This window comes from Kitasatospora sp. NPDC051705, assembly GCF_044453265.1.
Taxonomy (GTDB): domain Bacteria; phylum Actinomycetota; class Actinomycetes; order Streptomycetales; family Streptomycetaceae; genus Kitasatospora.
This window is the reverse complement of record NZ_JBITCO010000031.1, coordinates 46799-67514: the sequence shown is the minus strand read 5'-3', so window position 1 is coordinate 67514 and position 20716 is coordinate 46799. Positions and strand designations below refer to the sequence as shown.

Sequence of the window (20716 nt, the reverse complement as noted above, 5' to 3'; positions counted from 1 at the left end):
CAATAGGGGCGTGCAGCTCTCACCTTCAAGCCCGCGACCAGGCGCCGGGGTCGACCCCGACGCGCAGCGCGACGCCCACCGCCGCGCGGCCCCCGACCGCGGCCGGACGCTGCTCGGCCCCGCGCTCGCGCTCATCCACACCGGCCAGACGCCCACCCGCTCGGCGCTGACCCGTGCGCTGGACGTCACCCGGGCCACCGCCGGCGCCGTCACGGCCGAACTCGAGGCGCTCGGCCTGATCACCGTCGACTCGCGCCCCGCCGGCGGCGGCCGCGGCCGCCCCTCGCACCGGCTGGCGATCGACCCGCAGGGGCCGGTCGTGGTCGCCGGGCAGATCCACGCCGACGGGCTGAGCGTCACCCTGGCCGGCCTCGGCGGCCTGCTGGACCCGCCCGTCCACCTGCCGCTGCCCGCCGCCACCGACCCGGTCCGGATGCTGCGCGCCGTCGCCGAGGCCGGTGCCGAGCTGGCCCGCGCGACGAGCCGGCGCTGCCTCGGCGCCGCGCTCGCGCTGCCCAACCCCGTCACCGAGCCGGACGGCACCGCGCTGGCCGCCCTGCACTTCGCCTGGCCCAGCGGCACCCCGGTCGCGGACCTCTACGACGTCGAGGTCGGGCGCGCCGACCACGGCCCGAACGCGCTGCGGCCGCTGCCCACCGTGATCGCCAACGACGCCAACCTCGCCGCGCTCGCCGAGTACCGCCACGGTGCCGGGCGCGGCGCCCGCCACCTGCTGCTGGTCACCTCCGGCCACCGTGGCGTCGGCGGCGCGCTGGTGATCGACGGCCACCTGCACACCGGGAGCGCCGGGCTGGCGCTCGAGGTCGGCCACCTGACCGTCGACCCGCAAGGCCGCCCCTGCCAGTGCGGCAACCGCGGGTGCCTCAACTCCGAGACCGACCCGGACGCGCTGTTCGCCGCCGCCGGCCTCAGCCCCGAACCGGGCCGCCCGCTGCTCGACCAGGCGCGCGAGCTGTGCCGGGCCGCGGCCACCGACGAGCGGGCGCGGGCGGCGGTGGAGCACGTCATCGACCGGCTCGGCCTCGGGCTGGCCGGCGTCGCCAACATCCTCAACCCCGACCGGGTCGTGCTCAGCGGGCTCCACCTCGACCTGCTGGAGGCCGCGCCCGAGCGGCTGCGCGCCGTGGTCGCCGAACGGTGCCTGTGGGGGCGCAGCGGGCGGGTGCCGATCGTCGGCGCGGAGCTTGCGCACGGTGCGCTCGCCGGCGCCGCCGAACTGGGCTGGGGGCCGTACCTGGCGGATCCGCAGTCGGTGCCGACGGGCTGACACCGGTGCCGGCGGGCTGACGCCGGTGCCGGCGGGCTGACGCCGGCGCCGACGGGCTGCGGGGGCGGACCGGGAGGGCAGCCCGGGCTCCTCGACGGGGAGCGCGGGCGGGATAAGCGGAAGCTGGGTCTTCGGAAATTGTCACTTATCGTGACTCTCATACACTCGTAGTGAGCACCGGGGGGCGCAACGAGTGGAGAGAGACCATGAGCAGCCAGTCCGGCGGCGCCGGCGGCGTCCGCAGTCAGGGCGGCGCGAGCGCGATCGAGCCGACGATCGACATCGACCGCACCGACCCGCAGTACCGCGCCTGGCTCAAGGAGGCGGTGCGCAAGGTCCAGGCCGACGCCAACCGCTCCGCCGACACCCACCTGCTGCGCTTCCCGCTGCCCACCGAGTGGGGGATCGACCTCTACCTCAAGGACGAGTCCACCCACCCGACCGGCTCCCTCAAGCACCGCCTCGCCCGCTCGCTCTTCCTCTACGGGCTCTGCAACGGCTGGATCCGCCCCGGGAAGCCGGTGATCGAGGCCTCGAGCGGATCCACCGCCGTCTCCGAGGCGTACTTCGCCCAGCTCGTCGGGGTGCCGTTCATCGCCGTCATGGCCAAGAGCACCAGTCAGGCCAAGATCGACCTGATCGAGTTCCACGGGGGCGAGTGCCACCTGGTCGAGCGGCCGGACGAGGTCTACGCGGCGTCCGCGCGGCTCGCCGAGGAGACCGGCGGGCACTACATGGACCAGTTCACCTACGCCGAGCGGGCCACCGACTGGCGCGGCAACAACAACATCGCCGAGTCGGTCTTCGCCCAGCTGCGCCTGGAGCCGCACCCGGAGCCGGCCTGGATCGTCGCCACCGCCGGGACGGGCGGCACCTCGGCGACCATCGCCCGGTACGTGCACTACATGCAGTACGACACCCGGATCTGCGTCGCGGACCCGGAGAACTCCTGCTTCTTCGAGGGCTGGGTCCACCACGACCCGGAGGCCGTCTGCGACCGCGGGTCGCGGATCGAGGGCATCGGGCGGCCGCGGATGGAGCCGAGCTTCGTCCCGGGGGCCGTGGACCGGATGATGAAGGTGCCGGACGCCGCCTCGATCGCCGCCGTGCGGCTGCTGGAGCAGGTGCTCGGGAAGAAGGCGGGGGCGTCCACCGGGACGGGCCTGTGGAGCGCGTTGAAGATCGTCGCCGAGATGCGGACCTCGGGGCGGCGCGGCAGCGTGGTGGGCCTGATCTGCGACCCGGGCGACCGCTACCTGGACAAGTACTACTCGGACGACTGGCTGGCGGGTGAGCGGATCGACATCGCGCCGTACCGGGCCGCACTGGAGTCCTTCCTCGCCGGCGGGGCCTGGACGGGCTGATGCCGCAGGCTCGGTGACGGATCGTCAGGTGCCGTGCCGTGCCGGGCGGCCGGGTTGGGGCGGTCGGTGAGCGGCGGCCCGGCCCGGCGGGGCGGCGTGCGCCCGCCGGCCGTGCCGGCGCCGCCCGGGCGGGGGTCGACACCGCGGCCTTTCGGCGCTCTGTTGCCTAGCGATGCTAGGATCGGTCCATGTCGATTCACCAGCGCCGCGAGCGCGAACGCGCCGAGCGGCACCAACTGATCATCAGCAGCGCGCGGGAGCTGGCCGAGGCCGAGGGCTGGGAGGCGGTGACGACCCGCCGGCTGGCGGAGCGGATCGAGTACAGCCAGCCGGTGCTGTACAGCCACTTCGCGGGCAAGACGGAGATCGTCGCGGCCGTCGCGCTGGAGGGGTTCGCGGAACTCGCCGCAGCGTTGCGGGCCGTGGTGCGCGAGGCCGACGGGCCGGCGGCGGCCTTCGCGGCGGCGGCGCACGAGTACCTCGCCTTCGGCCTCGCCAACCCGGCGCTCTACGACGCGATGTTCACCCTCGCCACGGACCTGCCGTTCGGGCGGCCCGACTCGCCGGAGCCGTTGAAGGAGGCCTTCGCCGCGCTCGCGGGCACCTTCGCCGAGGTGGCGGGGGAGCGGGACCCGGAGGTGTTCACCGAGGTGGGCTGGGCGTCACTGCACGGGCTCGTGACGCTGGTGCGCGGCGGACGGCTGCGGCCCGGGTTGGAGCGGGCGCGGGTGGACCTCCTGGTCGAGCGGCTGCTCGGCTGAGGCCTCCTTCCGGCCCCGACCCCGGCCGCCGGCCCCCCGTCACCCCGCCCCCCGTCACCCGGCCGCGCTCAGGGCAGCCGGGTGCCCGGCAGGTCCGCCGGGACGAGGAGCTGGAGCTCCTCCGTCGACGGGTCGGTCAGGTGGGCCACCCGGACGGCGTGCCGCTCGACCATGGTCTCGAAGACCTGCCGGGCGGTGCGCCCGTTGCCGAAGTTGGGCCCGCGCTCCAGCCGGGCGAAGTGGTCCAGCAGTGCGCCCTCGGCCTCCTCGGCGAGCTCGTACTCGTGCTCGGCGCACTGGGCCCGGGCGATGTCCAGCAGCTCGTCCGCCGTGTAGTCGGGAAACGTGACGGTGCGTGAGAAACGCGACGAGACGCCGGGGTTGGCGGAGAGGAAGCGCTCCATCTCGGCGGTGTAACCGGCCACGATGACGACCACCTCGTCCCGGTGGTCCTCCATCAGCTTGACCAGGGTGTCGATGGCCTCCCGCCCGAAGTCCCGCGCGCCGTCCTCGGGGGCGAGCGCGTACGCCTCGTCGATGAAGAGCACCCCGCCCCGCGCGCGGTCGAAGGCGGCGGCGGTGCGGATCGCGGTGGAGCCGATGTGCTCGCCGACCAGGTCGACCCGGGCGACCTCGACCAGGTGCCCGCGCTGGAGGACCCCGAGCGCGGCCAGGATCTCGCCGTACAGCCGGGCGACGGTGGTCTTGCCAGTGCCGGGGGCGCCGGTGAAGACGAGGTGCCGGCGCAGCGAGGGTGCCTTGAGCCCGGCCAGCCGGCGGCGCTTGCCGACCGAGATGAGGTCGATCAGCGTGCGCACCTCCTGCTTGACGGTGGCCAGCCCGACCAGCGAGTCGAGTTCGGCGAGCGCCTCGTCGGCGGGCCGGCAGTCGGGGATCGGGGAGATCGCCGCGGGCACCGCGGGTGCGGCGGCGGCGACGGCGGACGGGATCGCGGGCGCGGGGAGCCGGGCGGTGCGCGGCGCCGGTACCTCGGCCGCGCCGAGGCCCGGCCCGACGTCGTCGGAGGTGCAGCCCTCCGCGACCGGCCCGGGTTCGGAGAACTCGAAGCCGGCCCGTTCGTTCTGCTCGGCCCGGCAGCGGGTGAGCCGGGTGCGGCAGCCGTCGATGATGTGGAAGCCGAAGCCCTTGCCGTGCGAGACCCGGCAGTCCTCGAAGGTGCCCCGTCCCTGCGCCGAGACGTAGACCCCGGCGTCGGTGCTGGCCCGGACGGTGCAGTCGCGCAGCACCGGGTCGGCGCCCTTGGTGACGATCACGCCGGTGGCGACGTCGGAGATCTCGCAGTCGGTGAGCAGCCCGCCGCTGCCGTGGTCACGGAACCACAGGCCGGTGCCGGCCTCCTGGACCCGGCAGCCGGTGAGGGTCACGGCCGCGCCGCCGCTGACCGAGACCGCGGAGCTGCGGATGCGGCTGAAGGAGCAGTCCTCGGCGGTGGCGGCGGAGTCGCGGTCGAGGACGAAGAGGGCGTCCGGGAGGTCGTGCAGCGAGCAGTCGGTGAGGGTGAGCCGGGCGCCGTCGCTGACCCACAGGGCCGGGTACTCGCCGTTGGAGCCGTGGATCTGGCAGGACTCGGCGACGGCCTCGGTGCCCTGGTCCCACACCGAGAGCGCTCCGCGTCCGAAGTCGCGGACGGTGGTGTGGGCGAGGGTGAGGCGCGAACGGCCGCGCAGGTCGGCGCCGTTCTCCGGCAGGTCGTGCACCCGGCAGCCGGTGAGGACGAGTTCGGCCTCGCCGTCCAGGGTCAGGCCGTTCCCGGTGACCCGGTGGATCTCGCAGTCGACGAGCCGGCCGCCGGCCTGCGCGTCGGCCTGGACCCCGCTGCCGCGGATCTCGTAGATCTCGCAGCCCGTCAGTTCGGCGGCGCTGCCCGGGTCGGAGAGCAGGACGCCGGCGCCGGAGGCGTGGTGGACCTTGCAGCGTTCGAGGGCCGCGGTGGCACCGCCGAGGACGGCGAGTCCGGCCTGGCCGGCGGCGGCGACCTCGCAGTCCTCGAAGGCGGCGGCGGTGCCGGCGCCGCGCAGCCGCAGGCCGAGGCCGGCGGGGTTGGTGACGACGCAGCCGCGCAGCGTGGGCCGGGCGCCGTCGGCGACCTCGAGGCCGGTGGCCGATCGGGTCTCGATCCGGCAGCCGGAGAACGCGGGCGCGGCCTGCGGCCCGGTGACCAGGACGGCGGGGGTGGAGCCGTCACCGCCCTCGACGACGAGGTCGCGGACGGTGGCGGCGGCGGTGACGGTCAGCGCCACCCCGGAGGGCGGGTCGATCCGCACGGTGCCCGGGCCCTGGGCCGGGACGATCGTCACCGCCTTGTCGAGCAGCAGGTTCTCCCGGAACGTGCCCGGCCGGACGGTCACGGTGTCGCCGGGTTCGGCGGCCGCCAGGGCCTCGGTGAGCGTGTCGTACTCGCCCGCGCGGCGACGCCAGCGGGATGCGCTGTCCTGGGTGACCCGGACCCTGTGCTCTGCCATGACGGTCTGTCGTCCCCACCTTCGTCGAGCCGGCGTGCCACGGGCCGGGCACGGGGTGCGCGGGCCGTCCGCCCACCGTAGCGCGCCCGTCCGGGTGGTCCGGCCGCCCGTGGAGGCGGGGGCACCGGGGGTGCGCGCCGTTGCCACACGTTCCGACCACATGTTTCAACGAGCGCGCACAGCCGGGGTTCCGGAGCCGGCGCCGGAGCCGATCACGGCGGCGGCCGGAGCCCGGGGCGCGGTGGGAGCCGTCAGCCGGTCACCCCCGCGCGTCGGCCGGCCAGTGCGCCCCGTCCTCCAGCACCTCGACGTCGTCGCCGACGCGCAGCGTGCCGAGCACGTCGCCGGTCACGCCGGCCGGCCGCTCGGGGATCAGGTTCTGCCCGAACGCGGCGGACCTCAGCAGCCGGTGGTGCCGGGCCAGGGTGCGCAGCGGTTCGGGGCCGCGCCGCTCCCCGCTCTCCTGGTCGGTGGTGGTGATGACGCAGCGGCCGCACGGCTTGACCACCCGGAAGGTCAGGTCGCCGATCCGGATCCGGCGCCAGCCGTCCTCCGCCCAGGGTTCGGCGTCGCCGATCACGACGTTGGGGCGGAAGCGTTCCATCGGCAGGTTCTCGTGGCCGTCGGGGTGCTCGGCAGCGATCAGCGCGTTGAGGCGGTCCAGCGAGGCGGTGGTGGTGAGCAGCAGCGGGAAGCCGTCGGCCATCGAGACGGTGGTGCCGGGCTCGGAGTAGTCGGGGTCGACGGGCCGCGAGCGGGGGTCGTCCAGGTGCACCAGGCGGTAGTCGCCGAGGTGTTCGGCGATCCACCGGTGCGCGTCCTTGGCGGCCTCGGCGGCGTGGAAGCGGGTGCCCCACACCTCGACCTCGGCGAGCGGGTCGCCGGCCGCGACGGCGGGGGCGGGGACCTCGGTCCGGGAGCCGTCGGGGGCGGTGAGGGCGAGCGCGCCGTCGGGGAGCAGGTCGGCCCGCATCTGGCCGAGTGCGGTGTTCTCGCGCTGGCTGACGAACCGTCCGGTGGCGTCGGCGAGCATCCAACGGCGGTCTCCGGCCAGGCCCCAGGGTTCGACCTGGGCGGTGGCCGGGCTCAGGCGGTACATGGACTTGACGGGGTAGACGTGGAGTCCGGTGAGCTGCATCCCCCCATCCTGCCAGCCGGTCGCGGGGATCCTCCGGGCGCCCTGGGTGCCGGGAGCGCGGCCGCCCGGCGTGGCTGCCCAGCTGCTCCGGGCGGGGCCCGGGCCCGTCGTGCCGTGACGGTGCCGGCGAGGGGCGGTCGGACGGTTCCGGGCCCGTACGCGCACGGACCGCCCGGGACGCCGTGGGGGCGTTCCGGGCGGTCCGTGGATGACCCGTTCTCCGTGGGCCCGGCGCGGGATCGCGCCGGGTGGTGCTCAGATGGTGCGGGTGGGGGCCGGGTGGGGACGGCCCCGGGGTGTCAGTGGCTCAGTAGCCCTGGCCCTGCTGGTAGCCGCCGGGCTGGAACTGGCCCTGGCCGGGGTCGCCGTAGGGGCCCGGCCGCTGCGGCTGCACCGGGCGGACGGGTGCGACCGGCGCCATGGCCGGGCGCAGCTGGCCGCCGCCGAAGCCCTGGTCGCCGCCCTGACCCGGGAAGCCGGGGCCGGCCGGGTTCGGGCCGGTGAAGGACTGCTGCCCGCCGAAGCTCTGCGGACCGCCCTGCGGCTGGCCGCCGGGGTGGCCGGGCCCGAACGCGCCCGGGCCGCCGATCGGCTGCGCGCCGAAGGACTGCTGGCCGCCCTGGCCACCGATGAAGGTGTTCTGGCCGCCGAAGCTCTGGCCGCCGGTCGGCTGGTAGCCGCCGCTGGCGGTCTGGGCGAAGGACGGCGCGGCGGGCTGCGGTCGCTGGTACGGCTGGGGGGCGCCGTAACCGGGGACGGGCGGCTGCGGCGCGGAGGCGTACGCCGGCGCGGGCTGCGCGGGGATGTACGCCGTGGCGGGGCCGGCGGAGGGGCCGCTGCTCGGGCCGGGGCCCAGGGCGAGGCGGGCGGGCGGCAGCGCGGGGAGGTTGCTGCCGGCACTCTCGTACCCGTTGCCGTACCGGTTCTCGTAGGAGGGGGCGAGGCCCGCTCCGTAACCGGACGACAGCGCCGGCGGCAGGGCTGCCGGCACGTTGATGGGCGCGATCTGGGGGACGCCGCGCTCAGCCACGAGGCTGTCGTAAATCGGCGTGCCGGAGGAGAAGGACGGAGAGGGGTAGCCGACTCCGTCGTAGGAGCGGGGCGAGGTCATGGGGCATACGGTAAGCCCACAATGCGCCTGCTGAGGAGAGCGGGAGGGGGAGCAGTTCGAGTGTTTACACAGTCTTCGCTCGCACAAAGGTTTCGAAAGTAGGAAGAACGGACATACCGGCGTTCAGTTCCGGACAACCTTCGCGCGCCGTCGGTGATCGAACGGCGACCGCACGGAGGAGCCGGGAAGCCTTGCGGTGACTGGGCGGTGGCCGCTTCCTGGCCCGCCGGAGAAACTTTTGGCGACAGGGCGTGCGCGGGCGCATTCGAGCCCCCGCCGACGGTCGGCGGAGGCTCGTGAATGTTTCGGGGATAAGGTCCCTGTCAAACGCTACTGAACCGGTGCCCAGCCGTTATAAAAGCCGTGGTCAGCCCCGCCCCGCCCGGTCCGCCACCTGTGGGCGGCCCGGCGGCCCGGCGGCCCCGCGGTCGGGAGCCAGAGGCCGGCGCGGGCGTCGGACCGGACGGGGCCGGCGCGACCGGAGTCGCACTCAGCTCGACTGCAGCGCCTGCGTCTGCGCCGGGAGACCCGGCCGGCCGGACACCTCCGAGGTGCAGAAGGAGCAGCGGCTGGCCGCGGCCGGGATCGAGCTCAGGCACTCCGGGCAGTCCACCTTCGCGGCCGGCGCCGGCTTGGCCGATTCGAACCGCGCCTGCAGCTTGCCGACCGGCACCACCACGGCGAAGTAGATCACCGCGGCGACCAGCACGAACCCGATCAGCGCGTTGACGAAGACCCCGTACGGGAAGCGGGTGCCGGCCACCTCGAAGGTCTTCTGGGTGAAGTCGCCGACGGCCCCGGTCGCGACCCCGATGAGCGGGGTGAGGAAGGCGGTGACGAAGCCGGTGACCACGGCGGTGAAGGCCGCGCCGATCACGATGCCGACCGCGAGGTCCACCACGTTTCCGCGCAGCAGGAAGCTGCGGAATCCCTTGAACACCGGGTGACTCCAAATCCGAAGGGGGCAGGGGGAGATGGGGCGGCGCGCCGGGCCCCGGCCGGACATCCTGCCGACCTGGCCGGGTCGAGGTCCAACCGCGTTCACCCGAACCGCGTAACCGGCCCGGCGCCGCGCGGGGCGTCCCCGGGCCTCGCGGGGTCGCTCCGCGTACGGGCCGATCGCGTGCCTGCTGCGCGTGCGGGTCGGTCGCGTTGCCCGCTGCGCGTGCGGGCCGTTGGCGGCCCCGCTCCGCGTACGGCTCGGTTGCGTGCGCCCGCGCCCCGGCTCAGACCGGCCGCACCCGCAGGGCCCGCTCGTAGAACTCGACCATCTGCGCCGACACCTGAGGCAGCGTGAAGGACGTCAGGAACCGCGCCCGCGCCGCCTTCGCCCGCTGCCGCGCCGCAGCCCGGTCGTCCAGGGTGTCCGTGAGCGCGGCCGCCAGAACGGCGGGTTGCTCCGGCGGCACCAGCCGCGCGTAGTCCTCCGAGCCGACCGTCTCGCGCAGTGCCGGGACGTCCGTGCAGACCAGCGGCACCCCGATGCCCATCGCCTCGATCGCCGTGCCGCCCTGGCCCGCCCAGCGGGACGGCACGGCGACGGCGTCGGCGGCGGCCATCAGGTCGGCGACGTCCTCGCGCGGCCCGAGCAGACGGACGTTCCCGGCCGCCTCGGCGAGCGTCCGCAGCCGTCCGCTCTCCGGGCCGGCCGCCCCCGCCAGCAGCAGCACGGCCTCCGGTTGCTCGCGCCGGACCGCCGGCCAGGCCGCCAGCAGGACGTCCAGGCCCTTGCGGTACTGCTGGCACCCGGCGGCGAGCACCACCGGTGCGTCCGGGGCGAGTTCCAGCGCGGCGCGGACGGCGGCCCGCCGCTCGGGGGTGGCGGTGCCCAACAGGTTCGGGTCGAGGCCGCGCGGCACCACGTCGATGCGCCGCCGGGGCACCCGCAGCCGCCGCGCCATGGTGGTGGCGACGTGCCGGGTGAGCGCGTGGAAGCGGCGGGGGCCCCGGGCGGTGGCCGTGTCGAGGGCCCGTCCGGCGCGGGTCCGCCAGGGGCCGCCGTCGTGCGTGCTGAGCTGCGCGGGCCCGTACGCCGGGTCGAGCAGGCTGGAGACCACGGGGGTGCGGGTGGCCAGCGCGGTGGCCCGGCCGAGCACGTCCGTGGTGTGGCGGGTGGTGTGGAGGAGGTCGGGCCGGCGTTCGCGGACCAGGCGGCGCAGCGCCGCGGCCGTCCCGGCGCGGCTGAGCCGGCCGACGGCGAACACGGTGGCGCCCGCCGCCGTCAGCTCCGGCTGCCAGCCGCCGGGGGAGTCGTGCAGATGGGCGACGTCCAGGGTGACGCCGGCGCGCACCAGGTGGGGCGCCATCTCGACCAGGGCGCGCTCGGCCCCGCCGGTCCGGTTGACGCTGTCGAGCAACACGAGTACCTGCACCGGCCACCCCCGCCCGCTGCGGGCGCGCCCGTTCTCCCGTGCCGGACGCCCCCTGACTGGCGATCAGCATCGCAGGTGACCGACCGGCCCGCCAGCGATTTGGCCCGCCCGGGTGGCGAACTCCCGTCGTGCGGGCGAAGGTTGGGGGGTGGCCGGGTTACGCCGCGGGGTCGGCCGGGGTGGTGCCGGGGTGGTGCCGGGGACCGGACGCGACCGACGGCTCGGGGGTGGTGCGTGTCACGGGGCGCACAGCGGTCGCAACCGGCGCACGGCCGCGGCCGACCCGCGCACGACAGGTGTATTCGCGCGGGCGCACGGGCCACCACCAGGTTGCGCGAAGGGGCTGTACCGCGCGGGGCGCTGTGCCAAGGTCGGTCCATGCCCGACCATACGTCGGCCGATCCGGCCGGAGCCCGTCCCCGTGTCCTGCACCTGATCAGTGATCCACGCCGCGGCGGCGCCCAGAACCTCGCCCGTGACCTCCACCGGGAACTGCGCCGCCGGGGCCAGGCCTCCGCCCTGTGCGCCCTCGCCCCGCAGCCCGCCGCGCCGCCCGCGCGGTTCGCGGCGCCCGCGCTGCCCGGGCCCCGCGCCGAGGACGGCGGCGAGGACGAGCCGGACATCCTCCCCGGCGCCTGCGCCGGGCTCCCGGGCGCGGCCAACGCCGCGGTCCTCGGCGCCGGGCGCCTGCGGCCCGGCACCCTGCGCTCGCTGCGCGCCGCCGCCCGCGCCGCCGACGTGGTCCTCGCGCACGGCTCGGACACCCTGGCCGCCTGCGCCCTCGCCCTGGCCGGCACCCGGACGCCCTACGTCTACGTCTCCGTCGGCCACCCCCGCTACTGGACCGCGACGCGGCTGCGCCGGGTGCGCGGGGGTGCGCTGATGCACCGGGCGGCCGCCGTCACCACCCTCACCGACGAGGCCCGGATCGTCCTGGAGGAGCAGTTCCAGCTGCCCGAGGGCAAGGTCCGGGTGATCGCCAACTCCCGTGCCGCGGAGAGCTATCCGCCGGCCGGCGGCCGGGACGACAGACGTGCGGCCCGGCACGAGCTCGGCCTGCCCGCGGACGTCCTGCTGGTCGCCTGGATCGGGGCGATCGCCCCCGAGAAGCGGCTCGACCTCGCCCTCGACGTCCTGGACCGCCTGCCGGACGTGCGGATGGCCGTGGCCGGGGACGGCCCGCTGCGCGAGGCGCTGGCCCGCCACCCGGCGGCCGCCCGCGCACACTTCCTCGGCGCCCTGCCCGACCCGGCCCCGCTCTACCGGGCCGCCGACGCGCTGCTGCTCACCAGCGACAGCGAGGGGGTGCCGGGCGCGCTGATCGAGGCGGCGCTGGCCGGCGTGCCGGCGGTGGCCACCGACGTCGGCTGGGTGCGCGAGGTGGTCCGGGACGGCGCCACCGGCGCGCTGGTGGCGCCCGGTGACCCGCTGGCCCTCGCCGAGGCGCTGGCCAAGGTGCTGGCCTGCAACCGGGCTGGCCTTGGCGCGGCCGCCCGGGCGCACGCACTGGAGAACTTCGAGCTGGGCGCGGTGGTGGACGACTGGCAGCGGCTCGTGGCCGAGGTGTGGGCGGGATCGGGGCCGGGCTCCTGACGGTGCCGGCGGGGCGGCCCCGGCGGTCGGTGGCGGACGGCGGCGGACGGCCCTCCGCGGGCGGCGGCGGCCGGGGCGGTTCCCCTCGGCCGGGCCCGGTTCCCGTCGACCGGGCCCGGTTCCCGCCGGTCGGGCGGTGGGGGCTGCGCCGTTCGGGCGAATCCGGGCCGCCGGCCCGGGGCCGACTCGACGGTAACGAACCGTCACCGGCACACTGCCCGGTGTGAACTCGAAGTCGCTGCTGCGGTCCGCCGTCCTGCTCGCCGTCGCCGCGGGGATCGCCGCATTCCCCGTCCAGGCCGGCGCGGCGTCCCACCAACCCCCCTCCGAGGGGGCCCAGTTCGTGAGGCTCGACCATCCGCAGCCGGTGCGCGAGAGCGCCCGCGCCGAGGCGGTCGAGTTCTTCTGGTACGACTGCGGCCACTCCCAGCAGCTCGAACAGCCCCTTCAGGCCTGGGCCGAGAAGCACCGCGCGGACGTCGACCTGCGCCGGGTGCCGGCGATCTGGCCGGGCAGTCCGGAGGAGGCCGTGCAGCGCGGCCACGCCCGGCTCTACTACACGCTGGAGCGCCTGGGCCTGGTCGAGCGCCTGCAGGTCGCCGCCTTCCGTTCGGTGCACACCGACAAGGCCGACCTCACCTCCGAGGTCACCGCCACCGACTGGGCGGTGCGCCACGGCGTCGACGCCGAGGTCTTCCGCACGGCGTACCGCTCGCCGGAGGTCAGGCGCGCGGTGGACGACGCCGCGGCCCAGTTCATCCGCTACGGGATCAACGAGCTGCCGACGGTGGTCGTCCAGGGCGAGTACCGGACCTCGCCGAGCAAGGCCGGTGGCGTCGACGCGATGCCCGAGGTGCTGGACTACCTGGTGCAGCAGGAGCAGCTCCAGCACAACTGACCGTGGACGAGGCGGTGGTGACGCGGGATCGGTGGATTCGCTGGTGCTCTGGGGCCGCAACGACCCCTTCTTCACCGAGGCCGGCGCCCGCGCCTACCTGCGCGACCTGCCCGCGGCCGAACTCCACGTCCTCGACACCGGGCACTTCGCCCTCGAGGAGAAGCTGCCCGAAATCGCGCCGCTGATCGACGACTTCCTGGCCCGCACGCAGAAGTAGGCACGTCCGGGCGGGCGTTCGGCCAGTACGGGCCGTTCCGGCCGGCCGGCCGTTCAGTTCCGGCGCAGCAGGTAGGTGACGAAGCCCAGCGTCCCCCGGTAGCCGTGCAGCCACTCCCGGCGGTGCCGGTCCACGGCCTCCCGGGCGGCCGGCGCGTCCGGGTGCTCCGGGTGGTCCAGCACCCACTCGGCCAGCGAACCCGTCCAGGCGAACTCGTAGTCGTCCCACTCCTGCGGGCTGCTCACGTACCCGGACACCGGCGTCCAGCCGTCCGCCAGCACCCGGTCCGTGGTGGCCGCCAGGTCCGCGTAGTCGTCCCGCTCGGCACCCAGCCCGTCCAGCACCGCCCGGGACGGCTCGCGCTCCCAGAACGCCTCGCCGACCATGACCAGGCCGCCCGGGGCCAGGTGATCGCGGGCCGCCGCCAGGGTCGGCGACAACCCGCCGAAGGCGTGCGTGGAGCCGACGCACAGCACCAGGTCGAAGGGCTCGACGGCGGTGAACTCCCGGGCGTCCAGGTGGTGCAGGCCGAGCCGGCGCACCACGCCGAGCGCGGTCGCCGTCTCGCGGGCCCGGGTCAGCGCGGCCGGGTCGAGGTCCACTCCCACCGCCCGCCAGCCCGGGCGCGCCGCCAGCGCGCGGACCAGCCACGCGCCCTCGCCGCAGCCGAGGTCCAGCGCGCGGCCGGCCTCCGTCCGCGCGGTCGCCCGGTCCAGCAGCCTGGCCACCGACTCGTCGGCGATCGGCGCGGCGATCGGGTGGTGGGCGTGGGCGAGGCGCGAGATCGTCTGACGGTCCATCCGAGCAGTATGGAGCGGACCGGCCCGCGGCGCCCGGCTTTGCGCCGGGTCCGGCCGACGGGGAACCGCCGGCGGGGCTCAGGCCTGCGAGTACGTCCGGCCCTTCCACGCCGCGCCCCGGCCCCGCCAGTGCTGCACCGCCGAGTCCACCGTCATCAGCAGGTAGAGCGCGGCCGTGAACGGCAGCAGCAGCACGGCCGCCGCCGGCTGCCGGTAGTAGCGGACCATCGGCAGGTACGTCCCCGCCATCAGCGCCCAGGCCGCCCCGCCCGCCACCGCCACCGCCGGCACCCCCGCCACCAGCCCGGCCACCGTCGCCAGCGGTGGCACCAGGTACACCAGCCCCAGCCCCAGCACCGTCCCGGCCAGCAGCAACGGCGAGTGCCGCAACTGGGCGTAAGCACTGCGCGACACCATCCGCCACAGCTGCTCCAGCCGCGGGTACGGGCGGACGCTGTCCACCTCGTCGGCCAGCCCCAGCCAGGTCCGCCCGCCGGAGGACTTCACCGCGCGGGCCAGCGAAACGTCGTCGATCACCGCCCCGCGGATCGCGGCCACCCCGCCCGCCCGCTCCAGCGCCTCCCGCCGCACCAGCGAACAGCCGCCCGCCGCGGCGGCCGTCCGGCCACCCGGGCGGTTGCTCCGGCGGAACGGGTACAGCTGGGCGAAGAAGTAGACGAAGGCCGGCACGATCAGCCGCTCCCAGCCGGTCTCCACCCGCAGGCGCGCCATCTGCGACACCAGGTCCAGCCCGTTGGACTCCGCCGCCGCCACCAGCTCCGCCAGCGACTCCGGGCCGTGCGCGATGTCGGCGTCCGTCAGCAACAGGTACTCCACGTCCGGACCGGCCAGCTCCACCCCGTGCCGCAGCGCCCACAGCTTGCCCGTCCAGTCCGGGGGCAGCGGGGGCGGCGTCGTCACGGTCAGGTCCAGTCCGTCCAGCGTCCGCAGCTCCGCCGCCAGCGCGCCGGTGCCGTCCGAACTGTGGTCGTCCACCAGGATCACCCGCGCTCGCCCGGGGTACTTCTGCGCCAACAGCGTCGGCAGGCTCACCGGCAGCACCTGCGCCTCGTCCCGGGCCGGCACCACGACCACCGCCTCCGGCCATCGCACCGGCGGACGACGCGGCGGCAGCCGCACGTCGGTGCGCCAGAACGACCCGTGGCAGCACGCCAGCCAGAGCCAGACCAGCAGGGAGGACGCGGCGATCCACAGCAGGACGGTCACCCCGGCAGTCTGCCGCAGAACCGGCCCGGACGGGCGGATCGACTAGAGTCTTGCCCCGTGAAGATCGCACTGATGGACTCCGGAATCGGCCTGCTGGCCGCCGCCGCCGCCCTTCGGAAGCTGCGCCCGGACGCGGATCTGGTGCTCTCCTCCGACCCGGCGTCGATGCCCTGGGGGCCGCACACCCCCGAGGAGATCACGGACCTCGCCCGCGGCTGCGCCCTGGCGGCGGCCGCGCTGGAGCCGGACGTGCTGATCATCGCCTGCAACACCGCCTCCGTGCACGCGCTCGCCACCCTGCGGGCCGAGCTCGAACCCGCACTGCCCGTCATCGGGACGGTCCCCGCGATCAAGCCGGCCGCCGCGCTCGGCGGCCCGGTCGCCATCTGGGCCACCCCGTCCACCACCGGCAGCGCCTACCAGCGCGGCCTGATCCGGGACTTCGGCGGCACGGCCGAGGTCACCGAGGTCGCCTGCCCCGGGCTCGCCGACGCCGTCGAGCACGGCGACGACGAGGCCATCACCGCCGCCATCGCCCACGCCGCGGCCCGGACGCCCGAGGGCACCGCCGCGCTGGTCCTCGGCTGCACCCACTACGAACTCGTCGCCGACCGCATCCGCGCAGCCGTCGCCCCGACCGCCTCCCCGGCGCTCGTCCTGCACGGCTCCGCCGAGGCCGTCGCCGCCCAGGCCCTGCGGCGCGTCGCCGACCCCACCCGCACCGGCTCCGGCACCCTCACCGTGCTCCACGCCGGCGCCCCGGCCACCCTCCCGGCCGCCGCCGCCCTCTACCCCCAGGGCCGCGCCCTCCCCAACCCCCTCCCCGCCTGACCCGCCCCGCGCGGCCCCGGCCCCGCAGGGGACAAATCTTGGCCCCCGCTCTCCGGCACCTCGCCTGAGCCCCGGCGGCCCGCGGGACGTGTCCCACCTCAGAAAGCCGGCCGCAGCGCGAGGCTCCGTCTCCGGAGGTCGTCCGGGCCGACTTCATACGCGGGACGTGACGCCTCGGGCGAAAGGCGCCCTCTGTGCTCCCCCCCACCCGTAGCCGACGCAGGCTGCCCCCACCGCAGGCTCCCGTCACGGGAAGTCGGCGGCCCGACTTCCTGCGCCGCGAGCCGATCCCGCCACACGACTCCCCGGGGCCCTGCGGGCCGAGGGGTTGGCTTCAGCGCGGGTGTTCGCCTCCGGAAGTCGACGGAGCCGACTTCCCGTGCGCAGCGCGATGCCTCGGGCGCCGGGCGCCCTTCGCGTGCCCACGCCCGTAGCTAACTCAGGCTGCCCCCACCGCAGGCTCCCGTCACGAGAAGTCGGCGGGCCCGACTTCCTGGGCGAGACGCGCTGCCGGGGGCACATGGCGGCCTTCAGCGCCTTGAGCCCGCGGCCGTTCGTGGGCGGAGGGACTGGCTGTAGCACCGGTGTCCCGCATGGGAAGTCGATGGGGCCGACTTCCCAGGGCGGTGAGTCGGCGTGGCATCGTGTCCTCCGTCGGGAGGTCGATCAGACCGACTTCCCACGTGGGATGCGCTGCCTCAGGCGCATGGCCGCATGCGGCGCCTCTCGCTCGCGCCTGTCAGTCGCCCGAGGAGGCCGGCTGCAGTGCAGGTGCCCGTCGCAGGAAGTCGGCGGGGTCGACTTCCGGGGCGGTGAGTCCGAGCTGCCTCATCCGCTGGCAGGGCAGTTCGACCGGGTGGATGCCGCTGCCTCGATCCATGCTGGCCTTCGGCGCCTCGCCTCAGGCGCTGTCCGCGGCCGGAGGAGATTGGCCACGGGGCCGGTGTCCAGCGCGGGAAGTCGGCGGGGTCGACTTCCCGCGTGGGACCTGACGCCTCGAGTGAAAGGCGGCCTCTGTGAGCCCCGCGCCCGTGGCCCGAGAGGGTCGGCCGAAGCGCAGGTGTTCGTCACGAGAAGTCGGCAGGGCTGACGTCTGGAGCGGTGAGTCCGAGTGGCTTCGATCCCTCTGCGTGGGAGGTCGGTCGGGCGGACTTCCCGGGCGAGGTGCGCTGCCTCGGGCGCATGGCGGCCTGCGGTGCCTTGCGCCCATGCCCCTCCGCGGTTGTCCGCGACGCAGGTCGTCTCCGCCGGAAGTCGGCGGGGCTGACTTCCTGCGCGGGATGTGACGCCTCGGGTGCGGGGTGGCGCCTCGGCGCCTGGCACCTTGGCTGGAGGTGGTTGGCCGCAGGGTGGGGGTTCGGCACGGGAAGTCGGCGGGGCCGACTTCTGGGGGTGGCGGCTTTGCGTGGCCCCGTGCCCGTGTGGGGTGCCTTGGGTCGGGCGCCTGGCGTCGCCGGTTGCAGCGCAGTGCCTGCGGGATGCGCTGCCTCAGGCGCATGGCGGCATTTCGGTGCTTCGTGCAGGTGGTGGTCACGGGAACTCGGTGGGCGTGGCGCTGATCGCTCCACGGGGGAGTCGGGTGGGCCGACCTCCCCCGCGGAGGGGCACATGTTGGCCCCTTGGGGTCAGGCCACGGCCTGACGGCGCCAGCGGCGGTAGGCGGGTTCGAGGCCGGAGAGGATGGTGTCGAACCGGCGGGTGCTGGTGGTGGAGTCGACCTGGAGGCGGCTGATCTGGAGCGGGTGGGAGGGGATGCGGGGGCCGAGGCGGTGGTCGGAGAGGAAGCCGAGGCGGTAGCCGAGCTCCTGCAGGACGGCTTCCGCACGCGGGTCGTGGCCCCCGTCCGGGTAGGCGAAGGCGATGGGCGGCTCGCCCAGCCACCGGGTGAGGGCCTCGTGGGCGCCGGTGATCTCGGCGCGGACGGTGGCGTCGTCGCAGCGGCCGAGACAGGGGTGCCCCTGGGTGTGGTTGCCGATGGCGACCCCGCCGTCGCGCAGGGCGAGCAGGTCGGCGGGGGTGAGCTGTTCCTGGCTGGGCGGTCTGCGGTGGGCGCTGACCCGCAGTTCGTGCAGGCTGCGCCGCCGGTCGGGGTCGGGCATGGCCTTGAGCCGGGGGAGCAGCTGGGAGGGGTGTCCGCAGTCGAGGGAGCGGGCGCGGCCGCCGTGCCGGGCGAGGAAGTCGGCCTCGTGCCACCAGAACGGGCGCTCGGTGCCGATGAGCTCGGAGATGACGAAGGCGGTGGCGGGGATGGAGCGGGCGTCGAGGGCGGGCAGGGCGTGGGTGAGGACGCTGCGGTCGGCGTCGTCGAAGGTGACCAGGACGCTGCGGGGCGGTAGCGGCCGCCGTTCGGTGACGGCCTGGAGCACGGCGTTGAGGGAGACCGGGGTGGCGAGTCTTCGGAGCCGGTCCAGCTGGGCGCCGAACGACCGGTGGTCGGTGACGCCGTGGTAGGCGAGCACGGCGAGGCGCTGTGCGGCGCGGGCGCGGAAGATCGGCTGGACGGGGGCGAAGCGCAGCCACTCGCCCCGTGCGTCCGGCCGGCAGCCGTCGACCGGCGGCCGGCGGAGCCCGGCGGTGGTGGCCGTGACAGTGGTGGCCGTGGCAGCGGTGGTCGTGGTGGTGGCCGCCGCGGGCGGCAGCGCGCGCACGCGTGGGGCGGGCCTGGTGGGGGCCATGGAGATCGACGTGGTGGACTGGGACTGCGGCACGGTTCCCCCTCGGTCGCCGAGCGGCGTGGCGGTACCGCCGGAGGGCGGAGCCCGGCCTCCGACTCCAGGGGACGGCGGCTCCGCCCCCTGGGTATTCCTGTTCGCGGTGGGGGCTCGCGCCCTCCCGTGAACGGCTCCTGGATCGCTCAATGCCATTGAGACCGCTGCGCCGAGCGGATGGTTGTACCGGGGGGACGAGGATTTTTCGTGGACTGATTGTGGAGCCGTAATGCGCGTGCGCGGCCGGATCGGACCGGGCCCGAACGGCTTGGCGGCCGGTGGCGCAGGGTGGCCGAATGTTCACTCCCTGCGGGCTGCCCGCGGCACCGGCCCGGGGTACCTTGGGCTCATGGCAGATGCGGACCGTGATCCCTTCCACCTGCACGGCGCGACCAGGATGGCCCGTGCCTGGAGCGGCGGCGCCCTGGTCACCCACCAGCTCCCGCTGGCCGTGGTGGGTCTGGCCTGCCTGGCGCTGGGCATCGTGGTGGCCGTGGTGGTGCCGGACAACGACGGCCCGGCCTGGGCGATGGCCGTGGCGGGTTGCCTGGCGGCCGGGGTGCTGCTGCTCGGACGGATCGCTTTCGGCCTGTTGCGCTACCGGCGGGGCGCCACGCTCTGACTACTTCGATTGCCCTCGGCATTACGAACGCAGATCGAGCGATATTGGTCAGATCGACCGAATTTCGGCCTGTCGGGCAATGTTCTGCCCACTTCTTTCACTATTTCCGGGTGGCGGCACACCGGCCCCACTTACAGTGAATGCGTTCTTGTGCCGGACGAGGCCGTGGAGGGGAACGATGGGCGGGGAGCCGGGCCCGATACCGCGTGCCGCCGTGTCCGTCTCATGAGACGCGGTGGGGACCTCGCCCTCGCCGCCCTGGCGGGGATCGTCGCGCTCCCGCTGGCCCTGGCGATCGCCGCGCTGCTCCGCTGCACCGACGGCGGCCCGGTGCTGCTGAGGCAGACCCGCGCCGGCCGGCACGGCCGGGAGTTCCAGGTGCTCCGGTTCCATACCCGCAGGACCGGTCCGGGCGGACGGCTCGGCGCACTGCTCCGCCGGACCGGCCTGGACGAGCTGCCGCGACTGTGGAACGTCGCCCGCGGCGAGATGGGGGTGATCGGCCCGCGCCCCGCCCGCCCGGACCAGGTGGTCCGCTACTCCCGCCGCGAGCGCGGTCGCCTCGACGTCCGCCCCGGGCTGACCGGGTGGGCCCAGCTCCAGGCCGGCCGCCCGCTCGCCCGCGCGGACTGGGCCGAACTCGACCTCTGGTACGTCGAGCACCGCTCGCTCCGGCTGGACCTGCGGATCCTCGGGCTGACGGTGCTGGCCCTGCTGCGCCCGGGCCCGCCCCCCGCGCACCGCCCCGGGGGCCCCGCGGTGCCGCCGACCTGACGCCCCGTCTCGGTAGGCTGCGGCGCATGGCCATTCCCGCGTTCCTCGCCGACCTCCGCACCCTCGTGGGCCACCGCCCGCTCTGGCTGAGCTCCGTCGTCGCCGTCGTCCTGGACGACCGCGACCGGGTGCTGCTCGTCAAGCGGGCCGACGACGGCCGGTGGGCGCCGGTCGGCGGCATCCTCGAGCCGGGGGAGCAGCCCGCCGACGGCGTGGTGCGGGAGTGCCTGGAGGAGACCGGGGTGACGGTCGTGCCCGAGCTGCTCGCCTCCGCCACCGTCCCGCCGCCCGTCTCGTACCCGAACGGCGACGTCGCGCAGTACCTGGTGCTGACCTTCCGGTGTCGGGTGGTCGGTGGTGAGGCGAGGGTCAACGACGACGAGTCGCTGGAGGTCGGCTGGTTCCCCCTGGACGCGCTGCCGCCGATGATCGACGTCGAGCAGGACCGGCTGCGCCACGCGCTGGAGTGCGAGGGGCCGGCGGTCTTCGCGTGGGAGGGCAAGGAGCGGCCCTGACCTGCGTGCCGCGG

18 protein-coding genes and 1 pseudogene are annotated in these 20716 nt (G+C 75.5%); 10 read left to right on the top strand and 9 right to left on the bottom strand.

Annotated features, from left to right (window positions below):
- The first annotated feature begins 109 nt into the window (after positions 1-109).
- From ACIA8Q_RS29165 to ACIA8Q_RS29155, 3 genes are all read left to right on the top strand, one after another.
- The gene (locus ACIA8Q_RS29165) at positions 110-1288 is read left to right on the top strand and encodes an ROK family protein (RefSeq protein ID WP_363365580.1); all 1179 of its coding nucleotides are present in this window, start codon (positions 110-112) and stop codon (positions 1286-1288) included.
- 206 nt (positions 1289-1494) lie between these two features.
- On the top strand, positions 1495-2652 hold the full coding sequence (locus tag ACIA8Q_RS29160) for a PLP-dependent cysteine synthase family protein (protein ID WP_360222271.1): 1158 nt from the start codon (positions 1495-1497) through the stop codon (positions 2650-2652).
- Positions 2653-2840: 188 nt separating this feature from the next.
- Complete coding sequence (locus ACIA8Q_RS29155) at positions 2841-3413, top strand: TetR/AcrR family transcriptional regulator (RefSeq protein ID WP_360222274.1); 573 nt, start codon at positions 2841-2843, stop codon at positions 3411-3413.
- 68 nt (positions 3414-3481) lie between these two features.
- Here ACIA8Q_RS29155 and ACIA8Q_RS29150 read toward each other — a convergent pair whose 3' ends face one another.
- The 5 genes from ACIA8Q_RS29150 to ACIA8Q_RS29130 form a co-directional block, all read right to left on the bottom strand.
- Positions 3482-5896 carry a right-handed parallel beta-helix repeat-containing protein gene (locus ACIA8Q_RS29150; protein WP_360222277.1) on the bottom strand — a complete coding sequence of 805 codons (2415 nt, stop codon included), beginning with the start codon at positions 5894-5896 and terminating at the stop codon, positions 3482-3484.
- 259 nt (positions 5897-6155) lie between these two features.
- A complete protein-coding gene (locus ACIA8Q_RS29145) occupies positions 6156-7034 on the bottom strand; it encodes an MOSC N-terminal beta barrel domain-containing protein (RefSeq protein WP_360222280.1) in 879 nt (292 codons plus the stop codon).
- 307 nt (positions 7035-7341) lie between these two features.
- On the bottom strand, positions 7342-8145 hold the full coding sequence (locus ACIA8Q_RS29140; RefSeq protein WP_360222283.1) for a DUF6643 family protein: 804 nt from the start codon (positions 8143-8145) through the stop codon (positions 7342-7344).
- A 490-nt stretch (positions 8146-8635) separates the two neighbouring features.
- On the bottom strand, positions 8636-9085 hold the full coding sequence (gene mscL, locus ACIA8Q_RS29135) for a large conductance mechanosensitive channel protein MscL (RefSeq protein ID WP_360222286.1): 450 nt from the start codon (positions 9083-9085) through the stop codon (positions 8636-8638).
- 286 nt (positions 9086-9371) lie between these two features.
- Complete coding sequence (locus ACIA8Q_RS29130) at positions 9372-10517, bottom strand: glycosyltransferase family 4 protein (protein ID WP_360222289.1); 1146 nt, start codon at positions 10515-10517, stop codon at positions 9372-9374.
- A 378-nt stretch (positions 10518-10895) separates the two neighbouring features.
- Between ACIA8Q_RS29130 and ACIA8Q_RS29125 the strand changes: the two genes are divergently transcribed.
- The 3 genes and pseudogenes from ACIA8Q_RS29125 to ACIA8Q_RS29115 form a co-directional block, all read left to right on the top strand.
- Positions 10896-12110, top strand: coding sequence for a glycosyltransferase family 4 protein (locus tag ACIA8Q_RS29125; protein WP_360222292.1), 1215 nt, complete (start codon positions 10896-10898; stop codon positions 12108-12110).
- Between the two features lie 223 nt (positions 12111-12333).
- Positions 12334-13008: a thiol:disulfide interchange protein DsbA/DsbL gene (locus ACIA8Q_RS29120; RefSeq protein ID WP_363365572.1), complete on the top strand. Its 675-nt coding sequence runs from the start codon at positions 12334-12336 to the stop codon at positions 13006-13008.
- Positions 12890-13225: pseudogene (locus ACIA8Q_RS29115) on the top strand (alpha/beta fold hydrolase); the annotation flags it as partial. The gene ACIA8Q_RS29120 and the pseudogene ACIA8Q_RS29115, both read left to right, overlap by 119 nt.
- Before the next feature lie 53 nt (positions 13226-13278).
- On the opposite strand, the gene ACIA8Q_RS29110 reads toward ACIA8Q_RS29115, so the two are convergent.
- The gene (locus ACIA8Q_RS29110; RefSeq protein WP_360222295.1) at positions 13279-14025 is read right to left on the bottom strand and encodes a class I SAM-dependent methyltransferase; all 747 of its coding nucleotides are present in this window, start codon (positions 14023-14025) and stop codon (positions 13279-13281) included.
- A 78-nt stretch (positions 14026-14103) separates the two neighbouring features.
- On the bottom strand, positions 14104-15252 hold the full coding sequence (locus ACIA8Q_RS29105; RefSeq protein WP_360222298.1) for a glycosyltransferase: 1149 nt from the start codon (positions 15250-15252) through the stop codon (positions 14104-14106).
- A 57-nt stretch (positions 15253-15309) separates the two neighbouring features.
- Between ACIA8Q_RS29105 and ACIA8Q_RS29100 the strand changes: the two genes are divergently transcribed.
- Positions 15310-16083 (top strand): glutamate racemase, encoded by a 774-nt coding sequence (locus ACIA8Q_RS29100; protein ID WP_387907192.1) that lies wholly within the window; start codon positions 15310-15312, stop codon positions 16081-16083.
- Between the two features lie 739 nt (positions 16084-16822).
- Here the strand turns inward: ACIA8Q_RS29100 and ACIA8Q_RS29095 are convergent.
- Entirely contained in the window at positions 16823-16963 is a 141-nt protein-coding gene (locus ACIA8Q_RS29095; protein ID WP_396317947.1) for a hypothetical protein, read from the bottom strand.
- 745 nt (positions 16964-17708) lie between these two features.
- Positions 17709-18791: a polysaccharide deacetylase family protein gene (locus tag ACIA8Q_RS29090; RefSeq protein ID WP_396317946.1), complete on the bottom strand. Its 1083-nt coding sequence runs from the start codon at positions 18789-18791 to the stop codon at positions 17709-17711.
- A 349-nt stretch (positions 18792-19140) separates the two neighbouring features.
- On the opposite strand from ACIA8Q_RS29090, the gene ACIA8Q_RS29085 reads away from it, so the two are divergent.
- From ACIA8Q_RS29085 to ACIA8Q_RS29075, 3 genes are all read left to right on the top strand, one after another.
- Positions 19141-19413 (top strand): hypothetical protein, encoded by a 273-nt coding sequence (locus ACIA8Q_RS29085; RefSeq protein ID WP_360222307.1) that lies wholly within the window; start codon positions 19141-19143, stop codon positions 19411-19413.
- Positions 19414-19638: 225 nt separating this feature from the next.
- Positions 19639-20187, top strand: a complete 549-nt coding sequence (locus ACIA8Q_RS29080; protein ID WP_363365569.1) for a sugar transferase — start codon at positions 19639-19641, stop codon at positions 20185-20187.
- Positions 20188-20213: 26 nt separating this feature from the next.
- The gene (locus ACIA8Q_RS29075; RefSeq protein ID WP_360218614.1) at positions 20214-20702 is read left to right on the top strand and encodes an NUDIX domain-containing protein; all 489 of its coding nucleotides are present in this window, start codon (positions 20214-20216) and stop codon (positions 20700-20702) included.
- Positions 20703-20716 lie beyond the last annotated feature (14 nt).